This window comes from Pedobacter sp. GW456-11-11-14-TSB4, from assembly GCF_059424425.1.
The window spans coordinates 475,258-500,619 of sequence record NZ_JBWKZK010000001.1; the positions used below are offsets into that span (position 1 = coordinate 475,258).

At 35.9% G+C, this 25,362-nt stretch carries 21 protein-coding genes; 7 read left to right on the top strand and 14 right to left on the bottom strand.

The annotated features are described in order from the left end of the window. Positions 1 to 397: 397 nt before the first annotated feature. Complete coding sequence (uvrA, locus tag AC07XU_RS02240; protein ID WP_494941991.1) at positions 398 to 3,244, bottom strand: excinuclease ABC subunit UvrA; 2,847 nt, start codon at positions 3,242 to 3,244, stop codon at positions 398 to 400. Positions 3,245 to 4,189: 945 nt separating this feature from the next. Between uvrA and fabV the strand changes: the two genes are divergently transcribed. Beyond that, on the top strand, positions 4,190 to 5,392 hold the full coding sequence (fabV, locus tag AC07XU_RS02245; protein WP_494941992.1) for an enoyl-ACP reductase FabV: 1,203 nt from the start codon (positions 4,190 to 4,192) through the stop codon (positions 5,390 to 5,392). Between the two features lie 105 nt (positions 5,393 to 5,497). Here fabV and AC07XU_RS02250 read toward each other — a convergent pair whose 3' ends face one another. The 5 genes from AC07XU_RS02250 to AC07XU_RS02270 all read right to left on the bottom strand — a co-directional run bounded on the left by AC07XU_RS02250 (position 5,498) and on the right by AC07XU_RS02270 (position 9,613). Continuing rightward, on the bottom strand, positions 5,498 to 7,030 hold the full coding sequence (locus tag AC07XU_RS02250; RefSeq protein ID WP_494941993.1) for a SulP family inorganic anion transporter: 1,533 nt from the start codon (positions 7,028 to 7,030) through the stop codon (positions 5,498 to 5,500). A gap of 179 nt (positions 7,031 to 7,209) precedes the next feature. Then, the gene (gene arsB / locus AC07XU_RS02255) at positions 7,210 to 8,280 is read right to left on the bottom strand and encodes an ACR3 family arsenite efflux transporter (protein WP_494941994.1); all 1,071 of its coding nucleotides are present in this window, start codon (positions 8,278 to 8,280) and stop codon (positions 7,210 to 7,212) included. Between the two features lies 1 nt (position 8,281). Beyond that, positions 8,282 to 8,701, bottom strand: a complete 420-nt coding sequence (locus tag AC07XU_RS02260) for an arsenate reductase ArsC (RefSeq protein WP_494941995.1) — start codon at positions 8,699 to 8,701, stop codon at positions 8,282 to 8,284. Between the two features lie 94 nt (positions 8,702 to 8,795). Further along, positions 8,796 to 9,263, bottom strand: coding sequence for a DUF6428 family protein (locus tag AC07XU_RS02265; protein ID WP_494941996.1), 468 nt, complete (start codon positions 9,261 to 9,263; stop codon positions 8,796 to 8,798). Between the two features lie 17 nt (positions 9,264 to 9,280). Then, a complete protein-coding gene (locus tag AC07XU_RS02270; protein WP_494941997.1) occupies positions 9,281 to 9,613 on the bottom strand; it encodes an ArsR/SmtB family transcription factor in 333 nt (110 codons plus the stop codon). Between the two features lie 77 nt (positions 9,614 to 9,690). Between AC07XU_RS02270 and AC07XU_RS02275 the strand changes: the two genes are divergently transcribed. Continuing rightward, the gene (locus tag AC07XU_RS02275; protein ID WP_494941998.1) at positions 9,691 to 10,569 is read left to right on the top strand and encodes a pirin family protein; all 879 of its coding nucleotides are present in this window, start codon (positions 9,691 to 9,693) and stop codon (positions 10,567 to 10,569) included. 347 nt (positions 10,570 to 10,916) lie between these two features. Here the strand turns inward: AC07XU_RS02275 and AC07XU_RS02280 are convergent, their stop codons facing one another. Together AC07XU_RS02280 and AC07XU_RS02285 are read right to left on the bottom strand one after the other, a co-directional pair. After that, on the bottom strand, positions 10,917 to 11,969 hold the full coding sequence (locus AC07XU_RS02280; protein WP_494941999.1) for a 2Fe-2S iron-sulfur cluster-binding protein: 1,053 nt from the start codon (positions 11,967 to 11,969) through the stop codon (positions 10,917 to 10,919). Between the two features lie 188 nt (positions 11,970 to 12,157). Beyond that, the gene (locus AC07XU_RS02285) at positions 12,158 to 12,943 is read right to left on the bottom strand and encodes a lytic transglycosylase domain-containing protein (protein WP_494942000.1); all 786 of its coding nucleotides are present in this window, start codon (positions 12,941 to 12,943) and stop codon (positions 12,158 to 12,160) included. A gap of 219 nt (positions 12,944 to 13,162) precedes the next feature. Here AC07XU_RS02285 and AC07XU_RS02290 point away from each other — a divergent pair, with 219 nt between their 5' ends. The 3 genes from AC07XU_RS02290 to AC07XU_RS02300 all read left to right on the top strand — a co-directional run bounded on the left by AC07XU_RS02290 (position 13,163) and on the right by AC07XU_RS02300 (position 17,099). Further along, positions 13,163 to 14,602, top strand: coding sequence for a pseudouridine synthase (locus AC07XU_RS02290; protein ID WP_494942001.1), 1,440 nt, complete (start codon positions 13,163 to 13,165; stop codon positions 14,600 to 14,602). A 105-nt stretch (positions 14,603 to 14,707) separates the two neighbouring features. Continuing rightward, positions 14,708 to 15,805 (top strand): lactonase family protein, encoded by a 1,098-nt coding sequence (locus AC07XU_RS02295; RefSeq protein ID WP_494942002.1) that lies wholly within the window; start codon positions 14,708 to 14,710, stop codon positions 15,803 to 15,805. 199 nt (positions 15,806 to 16,004) lie between these two features. After that, positions 16,005 to 17,099 (top strand): lactonase family protein, encoded by a 1,095-nt coding sequence (locus tag AC07XU_RS02300; protein WP_494942003.1) that lies wholly within the window; start codon positions 16,005 to 16,007, stop codon positions 17,097 to 17,099. 353 nt (positions 17,100 to 17,452) lie between these two features. Here the strand turns inward: AC07XU_RS02300 and bshA are convergent, their stop codons facing one another. The 4 genes from bshA to tilS all read right to left on the bottom strand — a co-directional run bounded on the left by bshA (position 17,453) and on the right by tilS (position 21,145). Further along, positions 17,453 to 18,592, bottom strand: a complete 1,140-nt coding sequence (gene bshA, locus AC07XU_RS02305; protein ID WP_494942004.1) for an N-acetyl-alpha-D-glucosaminyl L-malate synthase BshA — start codon at positions 18,590 to 18,592, stop codon at positions 17,453 to 17,455. 121 nt (positions 18,593 to 18,713) lie between these two features. Then, positions 18,714 to 19,190, bottom strand: a complete 477-nt coding sequence (locus tag AC07XU_RS02310) for a hypothetical protein (protein ID WP_494942005.1) — start codon at positions 19,188 to 19,190, stop codon at positions 18,714 to 18,716. Between the two features lie 138 nt (positions 19,191 to 19,328). Then, the gene (locus AC07XU_RS02315) at positions 19,329 to 19,811 is read right to left on the bottom strand and encodes a hypothetical protein (RefSeq protein WP_494942006.1); all 483 of its coding nucleotides are present in this window, start codon (positions 19,809 to 19,811) and stop codon (positions 19,329 to 19,331) included. After that, a complete protein-coding gene (tilS, locus tag AC07XU_RS02320; protein WP_494942007.1) occupies positions 19,811 to 21,145 on the bottom strand; it encodes a tRNA lysidine(34) synthetase TilS in 1,335 nt (444 codons plus the stop codon). The genes AC07XU_RS02315 and tilS overlap by 1 nt, the downstream gene beginning before the upstream one ends. 51 nt (positions 21,146 to 21,196) lie before the next feature. Between tilS and AC07XU_RS02325 the strand changes: the two genes are divergently transcribed. Continuing rightward, on the top strand, positions 21,197 to 23,452 hold the full coding sequence (locus tag AC07XU_RS02325; RefSeq protein WP_494942008.1) for an OstA-like protein: 2,256 nt from the start codon (positions 21,197 to 21,199) through the stop codon (positions 23,450 to 23,452). On the opposite strand, the gene rdgB is transcribed toward AC07XU_RS02325, so the two are convergent. After that, entirely contained in the window at positions 23,449 to 24,027 is a 579-nt protein-coding gene (gene rdgB, locus AC07XU_RS02330; RefSeq protein ID WP_494942009.1) for an RdgB/HAM1 family non-canonical purine NTP pyrophosphatase, read from the bottom strand. The genes AC07XU_RS02325 and rdgB overlap by 4 nt on opposite strands. Beyond that, complete coding sequence (locus tag AC07XU_RS02335; protein ID WP_494942010.1) at positions 24,027 to 24,638, bottom strand: hypothetical protein; 612 nt, start codon at positions 24,636 to 24,638, stop codon at positions 24,027 to 24,029. Before AC07XU_RS02335 ends, rdgB begins: the two co-directional genes overlap by 1 nt. A gap of 209 nt (positions 24,639 to 24,847) precedes the next feature. Between AC07XU_RS02335 and AC07XU_RS02340 the strand changes: the two genes are divergently transcribed. Then, on the top strand, positions 24,848 to 25,333 hold the full coding sequence (locus tag AC07XU_RS02340; protein WP_494942011.1) for a hypothetical protein: 486 nt from the start codon (positions 24,848 to 24,850) through the stop codon (positions 25,331 to 25,333). Positions 25,334 to 25,362: the final 29 nt, after the last annotated feature.

Below are 25,362 nucleotides of genomic sequence, written 5' to 3' on the forward strand. Positions count from 1 at the left end.
AACTGGTTCGAGTTTTTAACTCGTACCAATTATAAGTAAAACAAATGCATTACGATTTCCAGTCTAGCTGGCAATAACGTACAAGATCTATCCTTCCATCTTTTGCTCTTCGAGATTTGCAATCTCGAAATTATTATCATTGCATTCTTAATCCAAAATTAGCATAGGCGATTTTTGGAAGTTAGTAGCACGAGACTGAGTTAACTTAAACGGGATTGTCGCGAAAATCCTTTTTACAAGTCCCCTTTAAGGGATTTAAGGGTAAAAAGATTGTAGCAAAAAGCCCGACTAACATTAATCGGGCTTCTGTGTTTGCTTTTCTAATATTTATTTAATTTACAGACTACCGCTTTAAGATTGCTTCTCCGCCGCGGCGGATCGCAATGACGCACATAAACTACCCCTCCATCTCCTTTTTCAAAAACTTACCTGTTAAACTAATCGGATTTTGGATTAATCCCTCTGGTGTACCTTCGAAAATAATTCTACCACCACCTGCGCCACCTTCTTCGCCCAAATCAATTACCCAGTCGGCTACTTTAACCACATCTAAGTTATGCTCAATCACCAAAACGGTATTTCCTTTTTCTACCAACTCGTTTAATACACCTAACAACACATTAATATCTTCAAAATGCAAACCTGTGGTAGGTTCATCTAAAATATAGAAGGTTTTCCCAGTATCTTTTTTACTAAGTTCGGTGGCTAATTTTACGCGTTGTGCTTCGCCTCCAGATAAAGTGGTAGACGATTGCCCCAAACGAATGTAACCTAAGCCAACATCGTTTAATGTTTTAATTTTACGGTAAATTGCAGGCATTTGATCAAAAAAAGCACAAGCTTCTTCAATGCTCATGTCCAAAACATCACTAATAGATTTGCCGCGGTAACGAACTTCTAAAGTTTCACGATTGTATCTTCTACCCCCACATTCTTCGCATGGCACCGAAACATCTGGCAAGAAATTCATTTCAATTACCTTCATACCCGCACCTTGGCAAGTTTCGCACCTACCGCCTTTTACGTTAAATGAGAAACGACCAGGTTTGTAACCTCTGATTTTCGCCTCTGGTAACATTACAAACAAGTTTCTGATATCAGAAAAAACACCAGTGTAAGTAGAAGGATTAGACCTTGGCGTTCTGCCAATTGGCGCTTGGTCAATTTCAATTACCTTATCAATTTCTTTTAATCCATTAATTTTACCATAAGGAAGCGGATGTTTTTTCGCTCTAAAAAAATGATGGTTTAATATAGGATATAAAGTTTCGGTGATTAAACTCGATTTGCCACTACCAGAAACACCCGTTACGGCAATAAATTTGCCTAAAGGGAAATCTACCGAAACCTCTTTTAAATTATGTCCGGTTGCCTTTATGATTGATAATTTATGCCCGTTTCCTTTTCTGCGTTTTTTCGGAACTTCAATGCCTTTTACTCCATTTAAGTAAGATGCAGTTAAAGTACCCGATTTTAAAATCTCTGCTGGTGTACCTTGGGCAACAATTTGTCCGCCGTGTACACCCGCCGCCGGACCAACATCTATAACGTGGTCGGCCTCTAAAATCATATCTTTATCGTGTTCTACCACTAAAACGGTGTTACCCAAATCGCGAAGATTTTTTAAAGCGCCAATTAATCGCTCATTATCCCTTTGGTGCAAACCGATACTTGGCTCGTCTAAAATGTACATTACATTCATCAATTGCGAGCCAATTTGCGTTGCCAAACGAATACGTTGTGCCTCGCCACCAGAAAGTGTACGAGCAGTTCGGTCTAAAGCCAAATAAGTTAAACCCACATCGGTTAAAAACCCAATACGAGCTCTAATCTCTTTTAAAATTTCTTTAGCAATGGTATTTTGACGTTCATTTAATCTTTCCTCAACATCGGTAAACCAAGTTTTAAGCGAAAGAATATCCATTTCTGCCAATTCGAAAATATTTTTCCCATCAACCTTAAAATGCAAACTTTCTTTCTTTAAACGAGCGCCATTGCACACCGGACAAGTGTGTAACTTGCGGAAAGAATCCATGTCATTGGCGTTCTCTGTATCGCTTCTTTTATCTTGTTGCTCTTCTAGAAGTTTAATAATACCATCAAAAGTAATTTGATAGTTTTGAACGTTCCACTTATTATATTCTACTGCAACACTTAATAATTCTGCAGATCCATTTAAAATAATGTTAATGTTATCATCTCCCAACTTTTCTAGCGGTGTAGAAAGCGAGAAATTATATTTTTTAGCCAAGGCTTTTAACACCTGAAACATCCAAACATCGCGGTACTCGCCAAGCGGCGCTAAACCACCGTTAATAATGCTCAGTTTCATATTCGGCATTACCGATTCTTTATCAACCACAAAAATATAACCCAAACCATCGCAACGCTCACAAGCACCATATGGCGAGTTAAACGAGAAACTGTTTGGCTGTGGTTCATCATAAGAAATACCCGTTGTTGGGCACATTAAAAACTTGCTAAAGTGAGCTACATTATTATCCTTATCGCTAATTTTAATAATGCCTTTACCCAAACGCATGGCAGTTTGTATGCTGTCTAATAAACGTTTATGGTCTTTATCGTCTATAATTAAACGATCAACAACAATTTCTATATCATGTATCTTGTATCTATCGACCTGCATTTTCGCAGTAATATCTTTAATCTCTCCATCTACCCTTACCTTAACATAACCTTGCTTGCGGATCTGTTCAAACAACTCTCGATAATGTCCTTTTCTACCTTTAACAACCGGTGCCAAAATATTTACCGGCATGGCATCAAACTTATTGTAAATGTTTTTAAGGATTTGGTCTTCGCTCATGCGCTCCATTTTCTCACCCGTATTGTATGAGAAAGCATCGGCAACACGTGCGTAAAGCAAACGCATAAAATCGTAAATTTCGGTAATGGTACCCACCGTTGAGCGTGGGTTTTTACTGGTAGTTTTTTGCTCAATGGCAATTACCGGACTTAGCCCTGAAACTTTATCCACATCAGGACGCTCCATACCACCCATAAATTGACGAGAGTAGGCGCTAAATGTTTCCATGTAACGGCGTTGCCCTTCGGCGTAAATGGTATCAAAAGCCAAAGAAGATTTGCCACTGCCACTTAAACCCGTTATAACAACAAGCTTGTTTCGAGGGAAACTAACATCAATATTTTTAAGATTATGCACCCTGGCACCATACACTTCTACATCTTTTTGTTCGCCTAGGTCAATGTTCTTTTCGCTCATAAATTTCGGGGTTCTCGGTATTAAAAAACAGCCTGCAAAAATAACGAATTTAAAGCACAAAAGCTATTGATGTTCAATAGTTAAAATGTTGTTTTCTTGTCATTCTTAACAACCTTTAAAAATGGTTTAAAGCTTTGACAAAGTTCTATACAAGTTGCCAAAAATTGTCAAAGCTTGGGTGTAATTATTTGATAAGAAAAGGTGCTTCAGTGCTTTTCGGCAAATACAGCCCGGCTGTTTGCTCCAATCTTTTACCAAGTCTCCGCCTCGGCGGAGACTTGGTAAAAGTATTTCCGCTTCCATCCGGTTTATTATACAAAGCATTTGCAAATTGGGAAAAACCTTTCAACAAGCTATTTGGCTAAAGCCGATTTTGTTTCTTTTAATTCCGTTGGCTAAAGCCAACGGCAATGATTTCAAGCTTACATATTTGGTATTCGAGTTTGCTATTTTTGCTATTCGAGATTTGTAATTAGCTGTTTTGCTTTGCTATTTTGCTATTCCGCTATTCGAGATTTGTAATCTCGAATGAATATCGGTGGATTTGCAATCCACAGCCAAACTGCAACCTTAAATAGTTGCAAAAGCTTTTGTTAACTAAACCCGACTTAGCGAATATACTTTTTGTTTTAAACTTACGAAGTCTTTAAAGCGCTTTCAAGAGACTTCGTAAGTTTTATTAAAACAAAAAGATTGAAGCGAGGGCGGGACTACCATTTGCTATGAAAACGGATTTTGCTTTTCTAACCTTAAAATCGTCTGTCGGTGAGTCGCTAACCGATTGGATAAATACCAATGAACAACTGAACTAATGATACAAATGTTGAGCGAAGCGAAATCCCGATTTATCGGGAAACTAATGCCATCAATAAACCAACAAAATTTGGAATGCAAGGAAATTAAGAATAGTTTTGAGGTTATAAATTAAATTACTTTAAGCGTATTATGATTATTGAACCTAGAATGAGAGGATTTATATGTTTAACGTCGCATCCGAAAGGTTGTGAGCAAAACATAATTAATCAAATTAACTATATACAGGCAAAAGGACCAATTGACGGACCAAAGAAAGTTTTAGTAATTGGTGCATCAACTGGGTTTGGTTTGGCATCGAGAATTACAAGTGCGTTTGGTTCTGAAGCTGCAACAATTGGTGTTTATTTCGAAAAACCACCAAAAGAAGGCAAAACAGCTTCTCCGGGTTGGTACAATACCGCTGCTTTTGAAACTGAAGCTACAAAAGCCGGTTTATATGCTAAAAGTATTAACGGCGATGCGTTTTCTAACGAAGTAAAACAACAAACTATCGATTTAATTAAAGCTGATTTAGGGCAGGTTGATTTGGTAATTTACAGTTTAGCATCTCCTGTAAGAACTAACCCAAAAACTGGCGTAACCCATCGTTCAGTTTTAAAACCTATAGGTGGTTCTTTTAGCGACAAAACGGTTGATTTTCATACCGGAATTGTTTCTGAAGTATCTATTGAGCCTGCTAACGAAGAAGAAATTGAAAATACAGTTGCCGTAATGGGTGGCGAAGATTGGGAAATGTGGATTGACGCTTTAAAAGCAGAAAATCTGTTAGCAGATGGTTTTACTACTGTTGCTTATTCATATATCGGCCCTGCTGTAACAGAAGCTGTTTACCGTAAAGGTACAATTGGCAGAGCAAAAGATCATTTAGAAGCCACTGCTTTTACCATTACCGATAAATTAACCGAAGTAAATGGTAAAGCTTATGTTTCGGTTAATAAAGCATTGGTTACGCAAGCAAGTTCGGCAATTCCGGTTATTCCATTATATATTTCTTTCTTATACAAAATTATGAAAGAAGATGGCATACATGAAGGTTGTATTGAGCAAATTCAACGTTTATTTGCCGATAGATTATACGTAAGTGATGTTGTACCTGTTGATGAAAAAGGCAGAATTAGAATTGATGATTGGGAAATGAAACCTGATGTACAAGCTAAAGTTGCAGAACTTTGGAAAAACGCCACAACTGAAACTTTACCAGAAACTGGCGATTTAGCTGGCTACAAAAAAGATTTCTTAAACTTATTTGGTTTTGATGTTGATGGTGTAGATTACCAAGCAGATGTAAACGAAATGGTTGAAGTACCTGGTTTGGTGGAGCCAAAGGCTTAACTCTTTTCCGTCATTTCGAACGACGTAAAAGGAGAAATCTGTTGTTAATAGCTATGAACTTACAGATTTCTCCTCGTGAAGAACTCGTTCGAAATGACGGTTATATTAACGGGGTGAAGTTGCAACCCTATAAGTCGGATCATCAATAATATTCACCTCAATAATTCCTTCGGCGTTTTTTAACAGCGCTTTGCAATCTGCGCTTAAGTGACGCAAACGTACAGTTTTACCAACTTTGGCATATCGCTCGGTAATTTTATGTACCGCATCAATTGCACTCATGTCGTTAATTCTACTCTCTTTAAAGTCGATTATAATTTCTGAAGGGTCATTAACCACATCAAACTTTTCTGCAAAAGCAGTAGTTGAACCAAAAAATAAGGGACCAAAAATTTTATAATGTTTAACGCCATTTTCATCAATGTATTTTTTTGCACGAATTCTTTTGGCACTTTCCCAAGCAAAAACCAATGCTGAGACAATTACTCCGATTAAGACGGCCAAGGCTAAATTGTGAAGTAAAACAGTAATTACGGCGACTAAAATCCCAACAAAAATATCGTGTTTTGGCATTTTGTTGATGATTTTAAAACTAGCCCATTCAAATGTACCGATGGCAACCATCATCATAACACCTACCAGTGCCGCCATAGGTAACTTTCCAATAATTGGTGCTCCGTACAAAATAATAAGCAATATGGTTAATGCTGCAATAATACCCGATAAACGAGCTCTTGAACCTGCTGACAGATTAACTAAAGTTTGAGCAATCATCGGGCAACCGCCCATACCAAAAAAGAAACCATTTAAAATATTGGCTCCACCTTGTGCAATACATTCTCTATTGCCGTTCCCTTTGGTTGCTGTAATTTCATCAACCAAGTTCAAGGTAAGTAAACCTTCGGTTAAACCAACGCAAGCCATAATTAGAGCATAAGGAAAAATAATTTTTAAAGCATTAAATGTGAAGGGTATATCTGGTACATGAAAAGGAGGAAATCCGCCGGCAACTGAAGCAATATCACTTACTGTTTTAGTGTGGATACCAAAACCTGCAACAATAGCAAAAACTACAATAATGGCAACCAACGATGCAGGAACTGCTTTTGTAATTTTCGGGAAACCAATAACAATTAAAATGGTTAAAGCAACCAAACCTAACATGATGTACAATGGGGAGCCAGAGAGCCAAGTTTCTGTTCCCTGAACTTTAAACTGCGATAACTGCGACATGAAAATGATAACCGCTAACCCGTTTACAAAGCCAAACATTACAGGTTGCGGCACCAGCCGGATAAATTTACCGAACTTAAAAATACCAACCAATATTTGAATTAAGCCTGCCAAGGCTACCGCGGCAAAAACATATTCTATACCGTTTGATTGCATTAAGGCAATTAAAACTACCACCGTTGCACCAGCACCACCAGAAACCATACCCGGTCTGCCACCTAATATGGCAGTTACCAAGCCCATAATAAACGCGGCATATAAACCAGTTAAGGGAGAAAATCCGGCTAAAATTGCGAACGATAGTGATTCGGGAATCATGGTCATGGCTACAGTTAAACCAGCCAGAATCTCTTTTTTATAATCTACTTTTTGAGTAAAATCGAATAAGTTGAAAGTTAATTTCATCTTCTAAATATTAAAAAATTAAGGAATGAAAGCGAAACATCGCTATACTAAGAATTAACCAAGTAAATTGGTTTTAAAAAATGCCTTAAAATTTAATCAAGGTGGTGTAACCGGAGAAGATGAACAATTGATGATTTGCATTACATGGCAAAAGTACAAAAAATTATTAACGAGAGCGGTTAACTTTTTGCTTCAAAATATTTTTTTCTGAACCAAAAAGCTACATTTACCAATGCAATTAAAGCCGGTACTTCTACTAAAGGACCAATTACACCAGCAAATGCTTGTCCGGAGTTAATACCAAACACACCAATGGCAACTGCTATGGCCAATTCAAAATTATTACCAGTAGCAGTAAATGCAATCGCCGTACTTTTTGAGTAATCTGCGCCAAAATATCGCCCTGCGAAAAAGCTAAATACGAACATTATGGCGAAATATATGACTAAAGGAATAGCAATTCTTACCACATCCATCGGTATTTGAACAATTAACTCTCCTTTTAAACTAAACATAATTACAATGGTAAAAAGCAAAGCTATTAAGGTAATTGGAGAAATAAGAGGCACAAATTTAGTGTTAAACCACTCCTCGCCTTTTAATTTTATAAGCACAAAACGACTAACTAATCCCATGGCAAAAGGTATACCTAAATAAATGCCTACACTTTCTGCAATTTGACCCATTGAAATGTCTACAGCTAATCCTTCTAAACCAAAAAATGGCGGTAAAATTGTAATAAAAATATAGGCAAACACACTGTAAAATAAAACTTGAAAAATACTATTTAAGGCAATTAAGCCGGCTGCGTATTCTCTGTTTCCTTCTGCCAGTTCGTTCCAAACTACTACCATTGCAATACAACGAGCTAAGCCTATTAAAATCAAACCAACCATGTATTCTGGATAATCTTTCAAGAAAAAAATGGCCAAAAAGAACATTAATGTGGGGCCAATAATCCAATTTACAACTAAAGAAGTGGTTAAAACTTTTGTGTCTTTAAATACTTGTCCTAAGTTTTCGTATTTCACTTTTGCCAAAGGCGGATACATCATCAAAATTAAACCAATTGCTAATGGAATATTTGTTGAACCACTAGAAAATGAATTGATAAATGCTGCCGATGCTGGAAAAATGAAACCAATACCAACACCAATTGCCATAGCTAAAAAAATCCATAGCGTTAAAAATCGATCTAAAAAGCTAAGTTTTTTTCGTTCAACTACGGGAGCACAATTATTTGCAGACATGCTATTTATTTAAATACTCATTTACAAAATCAGAAGTGTAAGCTTTAATCATGTTTCTTACCTCGGCAAATTCTGCTTTAATCTCTTCTTCAGTTCCTTTTGCTTTTGCAGGATCGGGGAAATTGTAATGTAGTTTTACTGCTCTGGTAGGGAAATATGGACAGTTTTCTTTGGCATTGTCGCACACTGTGATTACGTAATCAAAATCGATACCAGTATATTCATCGATATTGTTTGAGGTATGATTTGAAATATCTATTCCATCAGCAGCCATGGTTTCAATCGCTCTCGGATTTACACCATGCGTTTCAATTCCTGCACTATAAATTTCTGCATTTCCATTCGCAAAATGTTTTAAATAACCTTCTGCAATTTGACTACGGCAACTGTTGCCCGTACATAATACCAATACTTTTTTCATTGTTATATTTTTTGTTTGGAGTTTTCGTTATACCCAACTCGATTGGGTATCGTAATGCTATAAAAGATTACAAATAAATTTTAGATATATCTTGTTAACAACAACCTCCGCCCGGAGTGCAAGCATTTGCAGTTGGTAATTGGGTCAATTTAATCTTTTGTTTTTCTGGCGGAATACCGCAAGAATCCGTCGCTAAACAAGCGGTTTGCATATCTACCAAAATGAAATCTTTGCCATCAAAACTTAAACTGTATTTGCCTATTGTTGTAATTTGATATTCTACTTCAATTTCTAAATCTTCTAAACCTAAAACCTTTTCTGATAAAGCAATAATATTTAAAAGCTTTGTTGGCTTTAAACGATGCTCAAAATCATTCGCATCCCATAATTGAAAGTTCACCCTTTTTTCTGTTCGCTCTACCCCACCACAATCAATAAAATGTTTGCTCACTGCGCCAACTTCTGTTACATGAAAATGTGCTGGCACAATTGTACCATCTTCTAATTTAAAATTCACAGTTTCTACTGTGTTTAAAACGTTTTTAACTTCTGATAAAATCATTTCTTTATAGTTTAGATTTAACAACAATTATTTTTTTGAGCGTTTATTTTCCCAAAAACATCTGACAAGAAATTTTGAAACTTGTTGAAGGTTTCTTCATTAATACAATAACAAATAGCATTGCCTTCTATATTTCCCTTAATTAACCCAGCGTTTTTAAGTTCTTTTAAGTGTTGTGATACAGTTGGTTGTGCCAATGGCAATTCATTTACAATATCGCCACAAATGCAAGTGTCTACTTTTAACAAGTAATCAATTATGGCTATTCTAGCGGGATGACCAAGGGCTTTCATAATTGCAGCAATTTCATTTTGCTTAGTTGTAAAATGTTCAGTTTTGGATGCTCCCATTTGGTATATTTTAATATTGCAATATTACGATAAAGATTTATACAAATCAAATTATTATCTTTAAAAGAAAAATCCCGATGTCGAATATTAAGCTCATTATTGAAGAAAGGCCAAGCAATATTGGCAATTTTATGGTTGGCAGGCTCTTACCATTCCGAGAAAAAAGAATGGTTGGCCCGTTTTCTTTTATTGATCACATGGGTCCAGCTTTGCTAAGCGACCATGAGAATTTAGATGTTCCTCCACATCCACACATAGGCTTATCTACCCTAACCTATTTATTTGAGGGCAGTATAATGCACAAAGATAGTTTGGGCACAGAAATAGAAATTAAACCCGGCCAAGTAAATTGGATGACAGCCGGAAGTGGCATCGTTCATTCAGAACGAACACCTGAGTATTTAAGGCAATCGAATAAGTTGTTACACGGTTTACAAATTTGGGTTGCTTTGCCTAAAGATTTAGAGCAAATGGCACCAGAATTTTATCACGCAGATTCGGATGATTTACCAATTTGGAACGAAAACGGAATACAATTTAAATTAATAGCCGGTGAAGCTTTTGGAAAAAAATCTCCAATTCCAGTTTACAGTCCGATGTATTTATTGGAACTTAAAAGCACAGCGCAAGCAAGTGTAAAAATTGGGGAACACCTTTTTGGAGAAAGTGGCATTTATATTTTAGAAGGCGCTATTGAAAACGACGGAAATACATTCGAGCCCAAACAGCTACTCGTTGCAAAAGACAGTTCACTTTGTGAATTTACCATGCAAGCAAACACCACAATCTATATTTTTGGCGGCGAGGCTTTTCCAGAAGAGCGTTTTATTTATTGGAATTTTGTAGCCAGCAGCAAAGAATTAATTGAAGAAGCTAAAGAAAGATGGTTAAAGCAAGAATTTAAACCTGTGCCAGGAGAAATCGACTTTGTGCCATTGCCGGAGAGAAGGATTTAGTATTACCACATAGGCACATAGTATTGCCTATTATTTTTGTAAAACATTATAGGTTAAGCATCCAGAAATTGGCCTCATTGAATTAGCGTGAAAAATCAATTTGTAGGATTGCTAGAAATAAAAGCTGTTTGAGCGCAGCGAGTTCTTTTATTTCCAATCCGGAGATTTGATTTTTAGCGAATTCGATGCAGCCTTGATTTTTGGTTACCTTTTTATCAAGAAAAAGGTAAGAGCCCCTAGGCGGCGGTGAGCCGAGGCTAGGCTGAAGCTTAGGGGCCTAGAAATCCTCCCCCTTACCCCCTCCAAAGGGGGACATGCATGATTTATACCTTTGAAGTAATCAAAATTTATCCCCACGTGATCGTTGTACCATTCTCCGTTGGATGCCCAGTACAAACCAAAACCCTACCATTGGCAACCTCGTCATCAGTTAAAACTTCATTGTAATCCATTCTCACACCACCACTAATGCAAGTTGCTGTACAAGTACTGCAAACGCCGCCACTGCAACTATAAGGCAAATCAATTTTATTAGCTAAAGCAACCTCTAAAATCCTTTTAGGCCAAGGCACAGATAAATGATGTACGTTGCCTTTAAAATGCAACACAACCGAGTAGGTATTTTTATCCACTACTTTTTCTGTGGCATCATCTTCGTCAACTTCATCTTCTACAGCAACAAAAACTTCTTTTTTAACTTGATCTGGCTTAAAACCTGCACCTAATAAAGTTATGCGACATACATCCATATAATCATATGGCCCACAGATGTAAAAAAGCGATTTTTCTTTACCAAATTGCAAATTTTCTTTTACTAATTGATTAATCAAAAAGCCATTTAACCTAGCCCGCATTAAATTTTTAGAATTGCTAAACAAGTGTATTACTTTTAACCTATCGGGATGTGTTGTTTGCCATTCTGCAATTTCAGCTAAAAATAAAGTATCATCAGCCGAGCGACTGCTATAAATCAGTACAATTTTGGAATTTGCTTCTGATACTAGAGCAGATTTTAAAATAGAAAATAGCGGGGTAATACCCACTCCTGCGCCAAAAAGAAATAGTGTTCTTTCAATTTCCTGCTCATCATCATAGATAAACAAGCCGTTGGGTTCTGCAATTTCAACTATATCTCCAATAGCTAACTGATGGTGCATAAATCGAGATATTTCCCCATTTTCTACCAGCTTAACGGCAATAGCAATCGGTTCATCAACATGTGGCGAACTGCAAAAAGAGTAAGAACGTCTCAATTCCTTATCATTTACTTTAAATACCAATGTAATAAACTGCCCAGCTTTATAATGAAATTTTGCACCGTTTAAGGTTTCGAATTCAATTTTGATAACTTCTGCCGGCTGCTTAATTACCGCTTTTACTTTTAGTTTTTGCAATGACATTTGGCTAAAATAAGGAAATGAAGTATTATTCCTAACTAAAATTTGTCATTCTGAGTCCAACGAAGAATCTTTCACAGAGGATTATTTAGAGGGATTCTTTTCCACCACGGCGGATCTGGATGACGACTCAACAAAAAAAGCCATCCGCTAGATGCGAATGGCTTATGCTTACTAATTTAAAAACAACTTTATTCTACTGTGCTGGTCTGATTTTCAGTATAAGCAATTAACGCTTTCTGAGTTTTATAACCATTACGCACAGGATTTTCCATAATTTCTTTCATCGAAATGAGCTTGTAAACATATCCCCCTGTTTCGCGGTTCAATTTCATTTTGAAATAATTATCCTGATTTTGTCTGTTGATTTGCTTTTTCATGTGGCCATCGCCAACATTGTAAGCTGCAGCAACTAATGCCCAATTATCGAAAATACTATACAGTTCTTTAATGTATTTGGCTGCCGCGATGGTAGATTTTCTTAAGTTTTTACGCTCATCTACTTTGCTGTTTACCTTTAAACCATACATGCGAGCTGTACCTGGCATAAATTGCCAATAACCAGCCGCACCTTTTGGTGAGGTTCCGCCTCTTAATCCAGACTCAACTAAGGGCATGTATTTAAAATCGTTTGGTATGCCATGAGCTGCCAAAATTGGTTCTATAATAGGAAACCATTCTGCCGCTTTACGGTGTAAACGATTGGTTTGCACATTCCGGTACGAAAATGAGGCTAAAACTCGCTTCATTTTGGTGCTTACTCGGGCATCGCCTATTGGCAATGTTTCATTTGCAAACGCTAGTTGAGCTATTGTAAATTCCGGCTCTTCGGCTTTAGTAACTATAGGGGTGGGATTGGTACTTTTTGTAGGGGCTGTTGTTGTTTTTTTTACTTCTGGTAGTGTGTAAGCAAACACTTGCGCCATAACCAGTAATGATAAAATTACTGTGCATGGAATGATGTGTTTCTTTAGCATCTTCCTCCTTTTTTTTGTGAACAAATATTTTTGGTGCGGCAAAGATACAATTCATTTATCTAATTATCAAGTAGTTGCGAAATTTTGTTGCAAAATCAAGGTTTAAACTACTTTAAACTAAGATTTTTAAAACATCATTTTAGCCTAAATTTTACTAAATAGATTGATAGAATTTACCTAAATTTGCATCCGCATATTTTATGCGAGTAAAAGCGTATCATGATAAAAAACAATAACAGGAACAGTCGCGATGACAAGTCCAAGGCGGGCGACGGCAAAAGCAGAAGAACTGCAGGAACCGATAAACCCAAAGGAAGATATAGTGACAAAGACGGAAAGGATTTTTCGGATAAAGATGACAAAGATAAGCGCAAAACAAGTTTTGCAACAGGTGATAAACCAGCTTACAAACCGAGAACAACTCGCGATGGCGACTCTAAGCCATACACTCCAAGAACGTCAGCAGGTAAAGATTTTAAACCTCGCACCGATAGAGACAATTCATCAAGAGATTACAAACCAAGAACAGTAAGAGACGGCGATAGCAAACCATATGGTGCTAAATCAGCAGGTGCAAGAGATTTTAAACCTCGTACCGAAGGCGATGAGCCAAGAACTTACAAGCCAAAAACCGATAGCAAAGGTGGTTTTAAGCCTTGGGAGAAAAAAGAAAGCGGTAATTCTGATTACAAACCAAGAGCATTTAAAGAAGGTAGCTCAAGAGACGATTCTTCAGAAAAACGCAGTTACGTTAAAAAAGACAATTACATTACCGACGGCGATAAATCTAAATTTGCTGACAAAAAAGGTGGCGCTTCTAGAAGTACAGATAGTCGCCCATACAGAAAACGCGAAGAAGGTGGCTATAAAGGAAAAGAAGATCGTGGGGAACGCGTTTCACCTGCTACAAGATCAAGAAAAGTTGCAGAAACAAAAGATGATGGGTTAATTCGTTTAAACCGTTACATCGCAAATTCGGGTATTTGTTCTCGTCGCAAGGCGGATGAATTGATTGAAGCTGGTGTAGTTTCTGTAAACAATGTTCCTGTTACCGAATTGGGTCACAAAGTAGATCCTTACAAAGATGAAGTACGCTACAATGGCGAGTTGTTAAAACGTGAGAAAAAAGTTTACGTTTTATTGAACAAACCAAAAGATTACATCACTACTACTGATGATCCGCAGGAGCGTAAAACCGTAATGCAATTGGTAGAAAAAGCTAGTCGCGAACGCATTTACCCTGTTGGCCGTTTAGATAGAAATACAACTGGTTTAATTTTAATGACTAATGATGGTGAGTTAGCCGATAAATTATCGCATCCAAAAAATGGCATTACAAAAATTTACCATGTAGAGTTAAACAAAAATTTATCACAGGGTGATTTTAACAAAATACAGTTTGGTTTAGAATTAGAAGATGGCTTGATTAAACCTGATAATATTTCTTACGTAGCTGGAGCAAGTAAAAAAGAAATCGGCATACAAATTCACAGTGGAAAAAACAGAATTGTACGCAGAATTTTTGAGCATTTAGGTTACGATGTGGTTAAATTAGATAGAGTTGTTTATGGAAACCTAACCAAAAAAGATTTACCACGCGGTAGATGGAGATTTTTGGAAGAACATGAACTGATCCAGATTAAGCATTTAATCAAATAAATAAATTAAGAAAGTCGCTCATAAAAAAGCGACTTTTTTGATTCTAAAGCCTTAAGTTTCTTTCAGAAACATTCTTTGCGTACTTTGCGCTTAAATAAATTGATGATGAAAAAATACTTTTTGCTATTAACTACCCTATTTATAATGCTACAAGCTGAAGCTCAAAATTACAGCCTCATTATTGGCACATACACCAATAAAGGCAATAGCGAGGGCATATATGTGTACAACTATGATAGCCAAACCGCAGCAACGCAATTAAAAAGCAGTACTAAGAGTACAAACCCAAGTTATTTGACTGTAAGTAAAGACCAAAAGTTTATTTACGCAGTTAATGAGGATGGTAAAAACAGTACAGTAAGTTCGTTCGGTTTTAATACACAAAGTGGAAGTTTGAACTTTATTGATAAAGTATCTTCAGAAGGTGCAGATCCATGTTTTATTACGACTAACGGAAACCAAATTTTAGTGGCTAATTATTCTGGCGGAAGTGTGGTTTCATTTACAACCGCTCCTGATGGAAAATTTGCAGCTGATAAGCAAGTTGTACAACATACAGGCAAAAGTGTTAACGCAGCAAGGCAACAAAGTGCTCATGTGCATCAAGTACTGCTTACGCCAGATAAAAAATATGCAATTGTAAATGATTTAGGCGAGGATAAGATTTACATTTATCAAATCGCAAAAACTGGTAAAAAAGAATTGACCTTAAAATCGGCAATTAAAACTACTCCAGGCTCTGGCCCTAGACATTTAGCTTTTAGTGCTAATGGAAAATTTGCTTACTTAACGCATGAATTTACCGGAACTGTAACTGCTTATAAATACATTGATGGCAACTTAGCAGAACTACAGCAAATTGAAACCGTTGCCAAAGATTTTAAAGGAAAAATTGATGCTGCAGATATTCATGTATCTGCCAATGGCAAATTTTTATATCAAACCAATCGTGGTGACTTAAATACGATTTCCTTGTTTGCAATAGCAGCAAACGGAACTTTGAAACACGTAGAGACAATAAGTACTTTAGGAAAAGGCCCACGTAATTTTTCGATTGATCCAAGTGGCAAACACTTATTGGTGGCGCACCAGTATACCAATGATGTGGTAATTTTTAATAGAGATGGCAAAACAGGAAAACTCACCGACAGTGGTAAACGCATTAATGTAGGCACTCCAGTTTGTTTGGTTTTTAGCAAGTAGACCAGTACTTTGTAAATCTTCAACAGATTGACAAAGTTTGAAAAAGTAAATAAGCAACTTCACACTTTGACATCCGAAAAGTATCGGGTCTAAAAAAAGATTTTCATAGCAAAGATTAGGCAAATACAGCCTTTGTTCGTGTCTCCACGACCCAAACCTTAATATTAACAAGACAGTTTTTATCTTAACAAAATTTCTTATGAAAAAGCTTTTCTTTTTCTTTACAACGCTTTTATTTACCATTAATGTAATTGCACAAACCCACAAATTAATTGTAGGCACTTTTACCAGAGCCAACAACAGCGAAGGCATTTACATTTACGATTTTAACACAAAAAATGGTGAAAGTAAAGCTTTAAACATTATCAAAAGCCCAGCAGATCAAGGTTATTTAGCATTAAGCAACGATAATAAATTTATTTACAGCACATACATGTTGAAAGATAAGAGTGCCGTAACCGCTTATGCTTTTAAAAATAATATTGCAGAAGCTAAATTGCTTAATCAATTGCCGGCAGGGCAAAACCCTTGTTATATTATTACTGATGGTACAAATGTAATTACCGCTAACTATGGTGGCGGTAGCATTAATATTTTCGGCCTCAAAACTGATGGTTCTTTTGGTACAGAAAAACAACTGATACAACATACTGGCAGCGGACCAGACCCACGACAAGCAAGTGCACATGCGCACCAAGTGATGTTTACGCCAGACAAAAAAAATATTTTGGCTGTAGATTTAGGGGAAGATAAAATTTACACTTACCAATATGATGCAACCGCTGAAAAACCATTAGTGTTTAAAACCAGTTTAAGTACAGATGCTGGTTCAGGGCCACGCCATCTAACATTTAGCCCGAATGGCAAATATGTGTATTTGGTGCACGAATTTACAGGCAAGATAAGCGTATTTAAATACCATGATGGAAATTTAACTTTACAGCAACAAATAGCAACTACAGCACCAAATTTTGAAGGCAAAATTGATGGCGCAGCTATTCAAATCTCTGTCGATGGGAGGTTTCTTTATCAAACCAATCGTGGAGATGCAAATACGATTTCTATATTCAGTATTGCTAAGAACGGAAGTTTAAAGTTAACTGAAACAGTAAGTACATTAGGTAAAGGCCCACGTTTTTTTACTATAGACCCCAGCGGGAAATATGTGTTGGTAGCACATCAATACACGAATGATGTGGTGATTTTTAATAGAAATAACAAAACAGGAAAATTGACCGATAGTGGTAAACGCATTAATGTTGGCACGCCAGTGTGTTTGGTTTTTACCAAGTAAAGTCTTTACCTACTTTGTAAATCTTCCGCAGATTGACAAAGTTATTTATACAACATACTTCTTTAATGTTCAGGTACAATTTAAGTGAAATGATTAGAGTTTGCCGAGAGTTAACTTGGGGCTATGCTATTAAACCTCTCATAGTAGCAAAAACCTGCGTAATCTAAACCTGATTGAAGTGAAAATACTTTTTTGTTCTATTGTCACGCTGAGCTTGTCGAAGCGCTTTTCCTAAAATATTCCTTCGACAGGGTCAGGATGACATTCGTGAATAGAACTACCTGAAAAAAGTATTGGAACAAAAAGCAGGACGAGCATTAAAATGAAATACTGTTTTTGCTTTTCAAATCTATTTATACCCTAGCTTTAGACTTTTCTAAAACCTCTTTGTAATAATCGATATACATCGGTAAGATCTTTTTCAAATCGAAATCCTGGGCTCTTTTTAAAGCGTTTTCTTTAAAGTAACTTAAAGTTTCTTCGTTGCTTAAAATGGTGATTGCTTTATTCGCCATATCCTCAATATCGCCAACGTTGCACATATATCCGCAAAAATCGTCGATGTTTAACTCGGGTAAACCACCAGCATTTGAGGTAATAACAGGAACCTTACAAGCCATAGCTTCAAGTGCTGCTAAACCAAAACTTTCAGATTCTGATGGCATAATAAACAAATCAGAAACTGATAAAATTTCTTCTACAGCATCTTGCTTGCCCAAAAACCTAACATGCTCACTAATGCCAAGCTCCCTACACAATTGCTCGTTGGCGTTACGTTCTGGTCCGTCGCCAACCATTAATAATTTAGATGGAATTTTAGCCTGCACTTTCTCAAACATTGCTATTACATCATGCGTACGTTTTACCTTTCTAAAATTGGAGGTATGGATTAAAATACGTTCGTTATTGGGTGCAATTGCCTTTTTAAAATGATCTTTAGGTTGTAAACTAAAGCGATTAAAATCTATAAAATTTGGAATTACCTTAATTTCTTTTGTGATCTCGAAATGGTTGTAGGTATCTTCTTTTAAATCTTGCGACACTGTGGTAATGCCATCGCTTTGATTGATTGAAAATGTAACTACTGGTTTGTAAGTTGCATCTTTACCAACCAAAGTTATATCGGTACCGTGCAAAGTAGTTACAAACGGAATATTAATACCATAAGTTGCCAAAATTTGTTTGGCCATAAATGCTGCCGATGCATGCGGAATTGCGTAATGTACATGCAAAATATCTAATTTCTCAAAACGAACAACATCTACCAGCTTACTGGCAAGAGCAGATTCGTATGGAGCATAATCAAATAAAGGATAATCTCTTACCGAAACTTCGTGATAAAACAGGTTTGCCGAGAAAAAATCTAAACGAGCTGGCTGACTATAAGTAATAAAATGAACTTGATGACCTTGGTTGGCTAGTGCTTTACCCAATTCTGTTGCCACAACACCACTACCACCAAAGGTAGGATAACAAACAATTCCTATTTTCATTTAATACTGTTATTTATAAAAGCAAATTAACCGATATTAGATGTATTTTGTGTTATCTCTCGGTAATAAAATTGATAGCTCATGAAAACAAAAACGGCCATCTTTTCAGACGGCCGCTTTGCTATTTATAATCGTAAATTATGAGTGGTTTCTTGTAGGTTAGCTTTCGCTCCTCACCCTGTATTTGGGTTCTAATATCTTCTACTTTTGCTATTTGTTTATTAAAACGCTCAAGTGCTTTTTGAGCATCAGCAGTATCACTTTTAGCTTTTTTGGCTGCTTTGTCTAATGCCTTTGCATCAACTGTTGCAGTTTTAGTTTTTTCTGAAACCTCATTGTTTTGAGATGCTGATGCCTTTGCGTTACCATTAGCTTCTAAAAGCTTTATTCTTAGTTTTTCTACCTCTTCTTCTTCTTCTGCCTCTTTAATTTTTAATTCCTGAACTTTGGCGCTAGCTTTTAGAGACTCTAATCTTGCTTTTAATATCGCTGTAGAATCTTTTGAAACTTTTGGCGAATAGGTTTGCGCCTTAACTGCCGTAGTACATATGCTTGCCACAGCTATAATAAAATAAATTTTGACTTGAAATTTCATCATTATGTTGTTTCAATGATGAAAACAATTTCGGTGCCTTTAGCTGAGATACTTAAAATAATGCCCTAGAGGCTGATTTTAAATTTTACGAAAAATTAAGCTATTGATTTTTGGGGAATTTTATCCCAATTGATAGCGGAATTATCCTTTCATTTCGGCTTGTATAACCAGATACATTTCATTTGGCCGTTGCGTACCGATAAAATATTCTAAGCCATCTCTATCTGTTAAAACAACGGCATCTTTACCAGAAGAATAAAAACGAACGCTGCCTTTTTTATGTAAATTGTAAACTGGGTTATTAAAAAGGTAATTGCTATAAGTAGCTTTGCGAACCTTAACAATGTCTTTTAATTCGATTACCACTTTTTTAGCTGTCCATAAACCATCGATAATTACTTTTTTGTTTTCAATAATGGTTTTATACTGGATTAAGAACAATAAAATGATAGAAACCCCGATGATGCCAAAACCTACAACCAAAAATAAATCAACCGTATTATCTCTATCACGCTCATAAACATAGGCAGCAAAACAGAATGCAGCCATAATTAGCCTAATCGCAATGCGGATATAATCTCGCCCGATGTACTGTTTTTCGATAAAAGTATGCTTCTGATCCATTATAAGTTTGACAGTTCGAATATAGCAACTTTTTTTGTTGTTGCATTTACTTTGTATCTATTGTCTGTTCTAAATCCTGCTACCCAAATAATTTCGCCATTTCCATTAACCAAGAGCGGAATTTTATCTTTTTGTGGCAGAGGCACTTTTTGGTCGATAAAAAAATCACTTAACTTTTTAAAATTTCGCATACCTAATGGCATAAACTTATCTCCATCTTGCCAAAAACGAACAATTAAGGGAAATATCAACTTGTCTGAATCTACAAAAGCTTTAGTCGCATTATTTTCTACCAAGATAGATTCTGAATAAAACAGCGAAATCTTTAGCCCATCAACCTGTATGCAATCATCATTAGAGTGCAAAAATTGTACTGTGCTTTCATTTTTATCCCGCAAAGCGGAAATCAAGACATGATCTCTATTGATTGTTGCGCTATGTGTGTTGCTATAAAATGAGGTTCCTGTTTGCTTATCTAAAGAATTTATCAATTCATCTACAACTTTACTGCTAAAATGGTAAGTTTTTAAAAGCTCAAAAACGATTAATTTTTGTGGCTTAAGCTCTTTAATCTTACTGATCTCTAAACAAATGTCGCCGTTAATTTCATTTTGTACCTCTAACCTCTTTTGCGCAATAAAAGCAGCTACAACCTCTTCTGTTTCGGCAAAGCGGATGATATTTTGCGCAAAGGTTTCTTCTAAATTAGGGTTAATATCCCGCAGTTGCGGAATTACATTTAACCTAATTTTATTACGGGCATATTTGCTGCTTTCGTTAGAGCTGTCTTCAACAAAGTTGATGTCATTTTGTTCAACCAATTCATCAATTTGTAACCTGGATAAAAATAAAATTGGTCTGATAATTTTATCCCTTTTAGGTAAAATGCCATGCATACCACTTATCCCGGTACCACGTGTTAAGTTAAGCAACAAAGTTTCTATCGAATCGTTTTGATGATGGGCAACTGCTGTATAATCGTAATTACCCTGCACCCTAACTTGCTCAAACCATTGGTATCGCAAATCTCTGGCAGCCATTTGAGTAGAAATCTGATGCTCAACCGCGTAACCTTTTGTATCAAAATGAGTAACGTAAAATTGAACGTTTAAAGAATTAGCCAACAAACGAACAAAACTTTCATCACGTTGGGCTTCATCGGCACGCAAATTAAAATTACAGTGCGCAATACTAAAGTTATAGTTACAGAGTTTAAATAGCTGAGCCATTAATACAGAATCTTTACCTCCACTTACGGCCAACAGTATTTTTTGCTGCGGTGTAAAAAGGGCATTTTTTTTGATATAATCTTTAAACTGCTGTAGCGGTAACATGGATCAAAAATATTTAATTTAAATTCTTACACAAAAACATAACTTTGTAAAGTGCAGAAATTACGCTTTTTCTTTCTTTTATTACTGTTTCCGAGTATTTTGTTTGCGCAAGAACAGCGAACAAAAATTATTTTGGAACGATCTACCAAATTAACTGTTGATACCAAAACTAATATCAACTATGTTAAAAACCCGGTATTTAGGCAAGATAATGCAACTTTAACTTGTGATAGCGCTGTTTTTTACAAAGAACGAAATTATTTTGAAGCCTATAAAAATGTACACATTAACCAAGGTGATACTGTTAATATTTACAGCGATTTTTTAAATTACGATGGCAATAAAAAGTTAGCGCATTTAAATACAAATGTACGAATGGAAGATCGTACTTCTGTGCTAACAACCAATGTACTTGACTATGATATGGGCCTTAAAATTGGAACTTATATAAATGGCGGAAAAATTGTAAACAAAGATGTAACACTTACCAGTAAAAGAGGTTACTATTTTGCCAATTCTAAAGATGCTTATTTTAGATATAATGTTGTTGCAGTAACCCCTCAAACTACCATAAAATCAGATACATTACGCTACAATACTTTTACCAACTGGACTTACTTTTATGGCCCTACAAACATTAAAGGTAAAGACGATAATTTGTATACCGAAGATGGCTCATACAATACCAGAACTGAGAATGCTTATTTCGGTAAAAAGAACTTGTATACCCAAGGCACTAAATCTTTAAAAGGAGATAGTTTGGTTTACAATGGCAAAACAGGGTATGGAAAAGCCATCAAAAACATTGTGTTTAAAGACACTACAGATAAAACTGTTTTATATGGGCAGTTAGGTGAGTACTATAAAGCTGATGAACGAGTTGTAGTAACCAAAAACGCCTATTTTGGTATGGGCACAAAAGACACTGTTACTGTTGGCGGCACCAAAAAATTAGACTCATTATGGTTAAGTGCAGATACCCTTGAAGCACAAATGGCTTTACAGAAGAATTTAAAACTACTTAAAAAGCCTGTTGTATTAAAAGATAGTGAGATTGGTGCCGAAAGCGAAAAAGAGAAGGAAGCTAAAGAAAAAGAAAAGGCAGAAGCACGAAAAGAGGCCGCTGCTAATGCATTATTAGATAAAAAACAGGTTGTACCTCAACAGCCGAAGAAAAAATTAAGTAAAAAGGAGCAAAAAGCTGCTGATGCTTTGGCTGCTGAATTGAAGAAAAATCCGCCACCAAAAGTTGCAATAGATAGTGTAAAGCTTATTACCGAAAACTTAAAAGTTAAAGCAGACAGTTTGCGATTGGATAGTGTTAAAAAAGCTACCGATTTAGCAAAAAAAATAAACATTAGCATTGCTAAAAAAGACACAACAAAGCTTGATACTAAAGCAAAAGCGATCGTAAATAACAAAGATCCAAAGGCAATTGTTAGCAATAAAACCAAAATAGCTTTAAGTGCAAAAGCTAAAGACACCACCGCTTTTAATCCTGCTGATACGATAAGAACAAGAGTTATAAAGGCTTTTCACAATGTGAGGGTTTTTAAATCTAACTTGCAAGCAGTTTCAGATTCGCTCTTTTACACTGCTGCAGACTCTACGCTAAGATGGTACAATAACCCGATTTTGTGGTCGCAGGGTTCGCAACAGACTGGAGATACGATACACGTATTTTTTAAGAGCGATAAAATTCACAGTTTTCAGGTTTTACAAAATTCTTTTGCGGCCAATATGGAAACCGATACTACCAAATTTAACCAAGCAAAAGGAAGAATAACGACTGGTTTTTTTAAAGATGGTGAATTACAAAATATGTTTATAGACGGCAATGCCGAAAGTATTTATTTTGATAAGGACGAAAAAAACGTGTTCAAAAACATGAACCAAACGGTAAGTAGCCGAATAAAATTTAGCTTTAAGGATAAAGAGTTAACCAATGTTACCATGTTTAGGGAAATTGAGGGCAGAACAGATCCTGTTGAAAAACTACCTAAAAACACTTTGTTAACTGGTTTTATTTGGAAGCCCGAATTAAGGCCAACCAGCAAAGCTGATATTATAAAAGGTGTACCTGCAAAGCCAAAAGTGGCGCCAAAAAGTAAAACAGCTACACCAAAAGTTTTAAATCCAAAATCGGTCGGTACCGACCCAAGTGGCATTAAACCAGTATTACCGGGCAAAAAACCAGCTTCGATTATTAAAAAACCTGATACTACCACTATGAATACTAAATCATTAAATCCGATTTTAATAAATGCAGATACCACCAAGAAGGTTACAACTGGCGCAAAAAATTAAGTCGTTTTTAAAAACTCAATTAGTTTTTGCATGGCTAATGCTCTATGACTGATTTCATTTTTCAGTTCCATGTCCATCTGGGCGAAGGTGATATCGTATCCAATCGGTTCAAATATCGGGTCATATCCAAAACCCTTGTCGCCAGTAGGTTCTGTTCTAAGTTTGCCATAAATTACACCTTCAAACAAGTAGTTGGCATCATCTTTAATTAATGAGATAACCGTTTTAAACCTTGCATTTCTGTTGGTAATTCCTTCCATTTTTTGCAACAGGTATTGCATATTTTCTACGTCGCCCCTTTTGCCGCTATATCTTGCCGAATAAATACCAGGTTCGTTGTTTAAGGCTTCTACTTCTAAACCGCTGTCATCAGCAAAACAATCTAAATTAAAATGCTGAACCACATAAATGCTTTTTAAAGTCGCGTTTTCTGCAAAGGTATTTCCAGTTTCTGGTATATCAACATCGCAACCAATATCTTTTAGATTTAAAACTTTATACTCAGGGGCTAAAATTTCACTTACTTCGTGGGTTTTATGAGCATTATTGGTGGCAAAAACTAATTGGTTCTCCATTATTTAATTTGCTGTAAGCTTGCCCAAAGCACTTTTTTACTGGCTTGGTCGGTTTCTAAATCGTGTAAATTTTTAGTGAAAATTAATTTCGAATTTAGGTGCGGCACAAATTGGTTAAAGGGCTGTTCACTTAATCCCAAATGATTTGGCATTACACCAAAAGACAACACTATTTTGCAGGCAAAAAATTGATGTAAATCATCAAAAGTTGCGGTAGTATAGTTGGCATAATTTACCAAAGCGAAATCTTTAGCCGTTAAACCAATTGCGTTTACCAGTTTGCGAAGCAATTCTCTACCCTGTTCGGTACTTACTTCATTATGTTGGTCGTTTACCAAAATTAAAATCTGCTTTTCATTTTTACCTAAAAACTTAAATTCTATTGCTTTTTTAAATGCTGTTTTAGGCTCATCTACAACTGTTGGTAAAACTACAGGTTGTGATGTTTCATTTGCCACCATTGTCTTTACAACAACCGGTGGTTGTGCAATTGGCTCGCTTAACTTAACTAGCTCAGCAAAAGTATTTTGCATTTCACCTTTTACCAAATAAACATCATCGGTAAAAAATAAACGTAAAGCTTTAGCGTTACTTGTAAGTTGGCTGCTCATAAATTTTTATTGAAATTATTTTCTGTTAAAATTAGTTAAATATCTTATTATAGCACCTTAAATTGTTACTTTTATCCTTTAAAATTATATAGCTGTTGTCTTTTGTGAGAAAAGTCTGTTGCATTTTTACTTTTTGTTTTTTTTACTATAACTCATTTGCGCAAAATGTTGCCACTGTAAATGGCAAATCTATAAGCAGCAAAGAGTTTATGTGGGTTTATAAAAAAAACCATGCAGGTAATACCAATGCAAGCCAACAAGAACTTGCTGATTACCTAGAAATGTATATCAATTTTAAATTGAAAGTTCTGGATGCAAAAGCAAGCAATTTAGATGCAGATACGGCTTATAAAAAAGAAATTAATGGCTACGAAAACGCCTTAAAGGTTCAGAAAAAGAAATCGCCTAAAAACGAAGCGTACGATTTTATTATGAATGAGTACAGAGAAGGCGTTTTGATGTTTAACATTTCTGAAAAAAAGATTTGGAGTAAAGTACAAAACGACGAAGCTAAACTGTTAGAATTTTACAATAAAAATGCAGCCGTTTACGCTGGGAAAAGTTTTTACGAAGTAAGAGGTTTGGTAATTAATGATTATCAACAATACTTAGAAACCGAATGGATTAAAACTTTGAGAGCAAAATACAACGTTAAAATAAATGCCGACGAGCTACAGAAGCTTGCAAAGCTCTAAAGGTTTTGTTAAGCGAATAATATTAACTT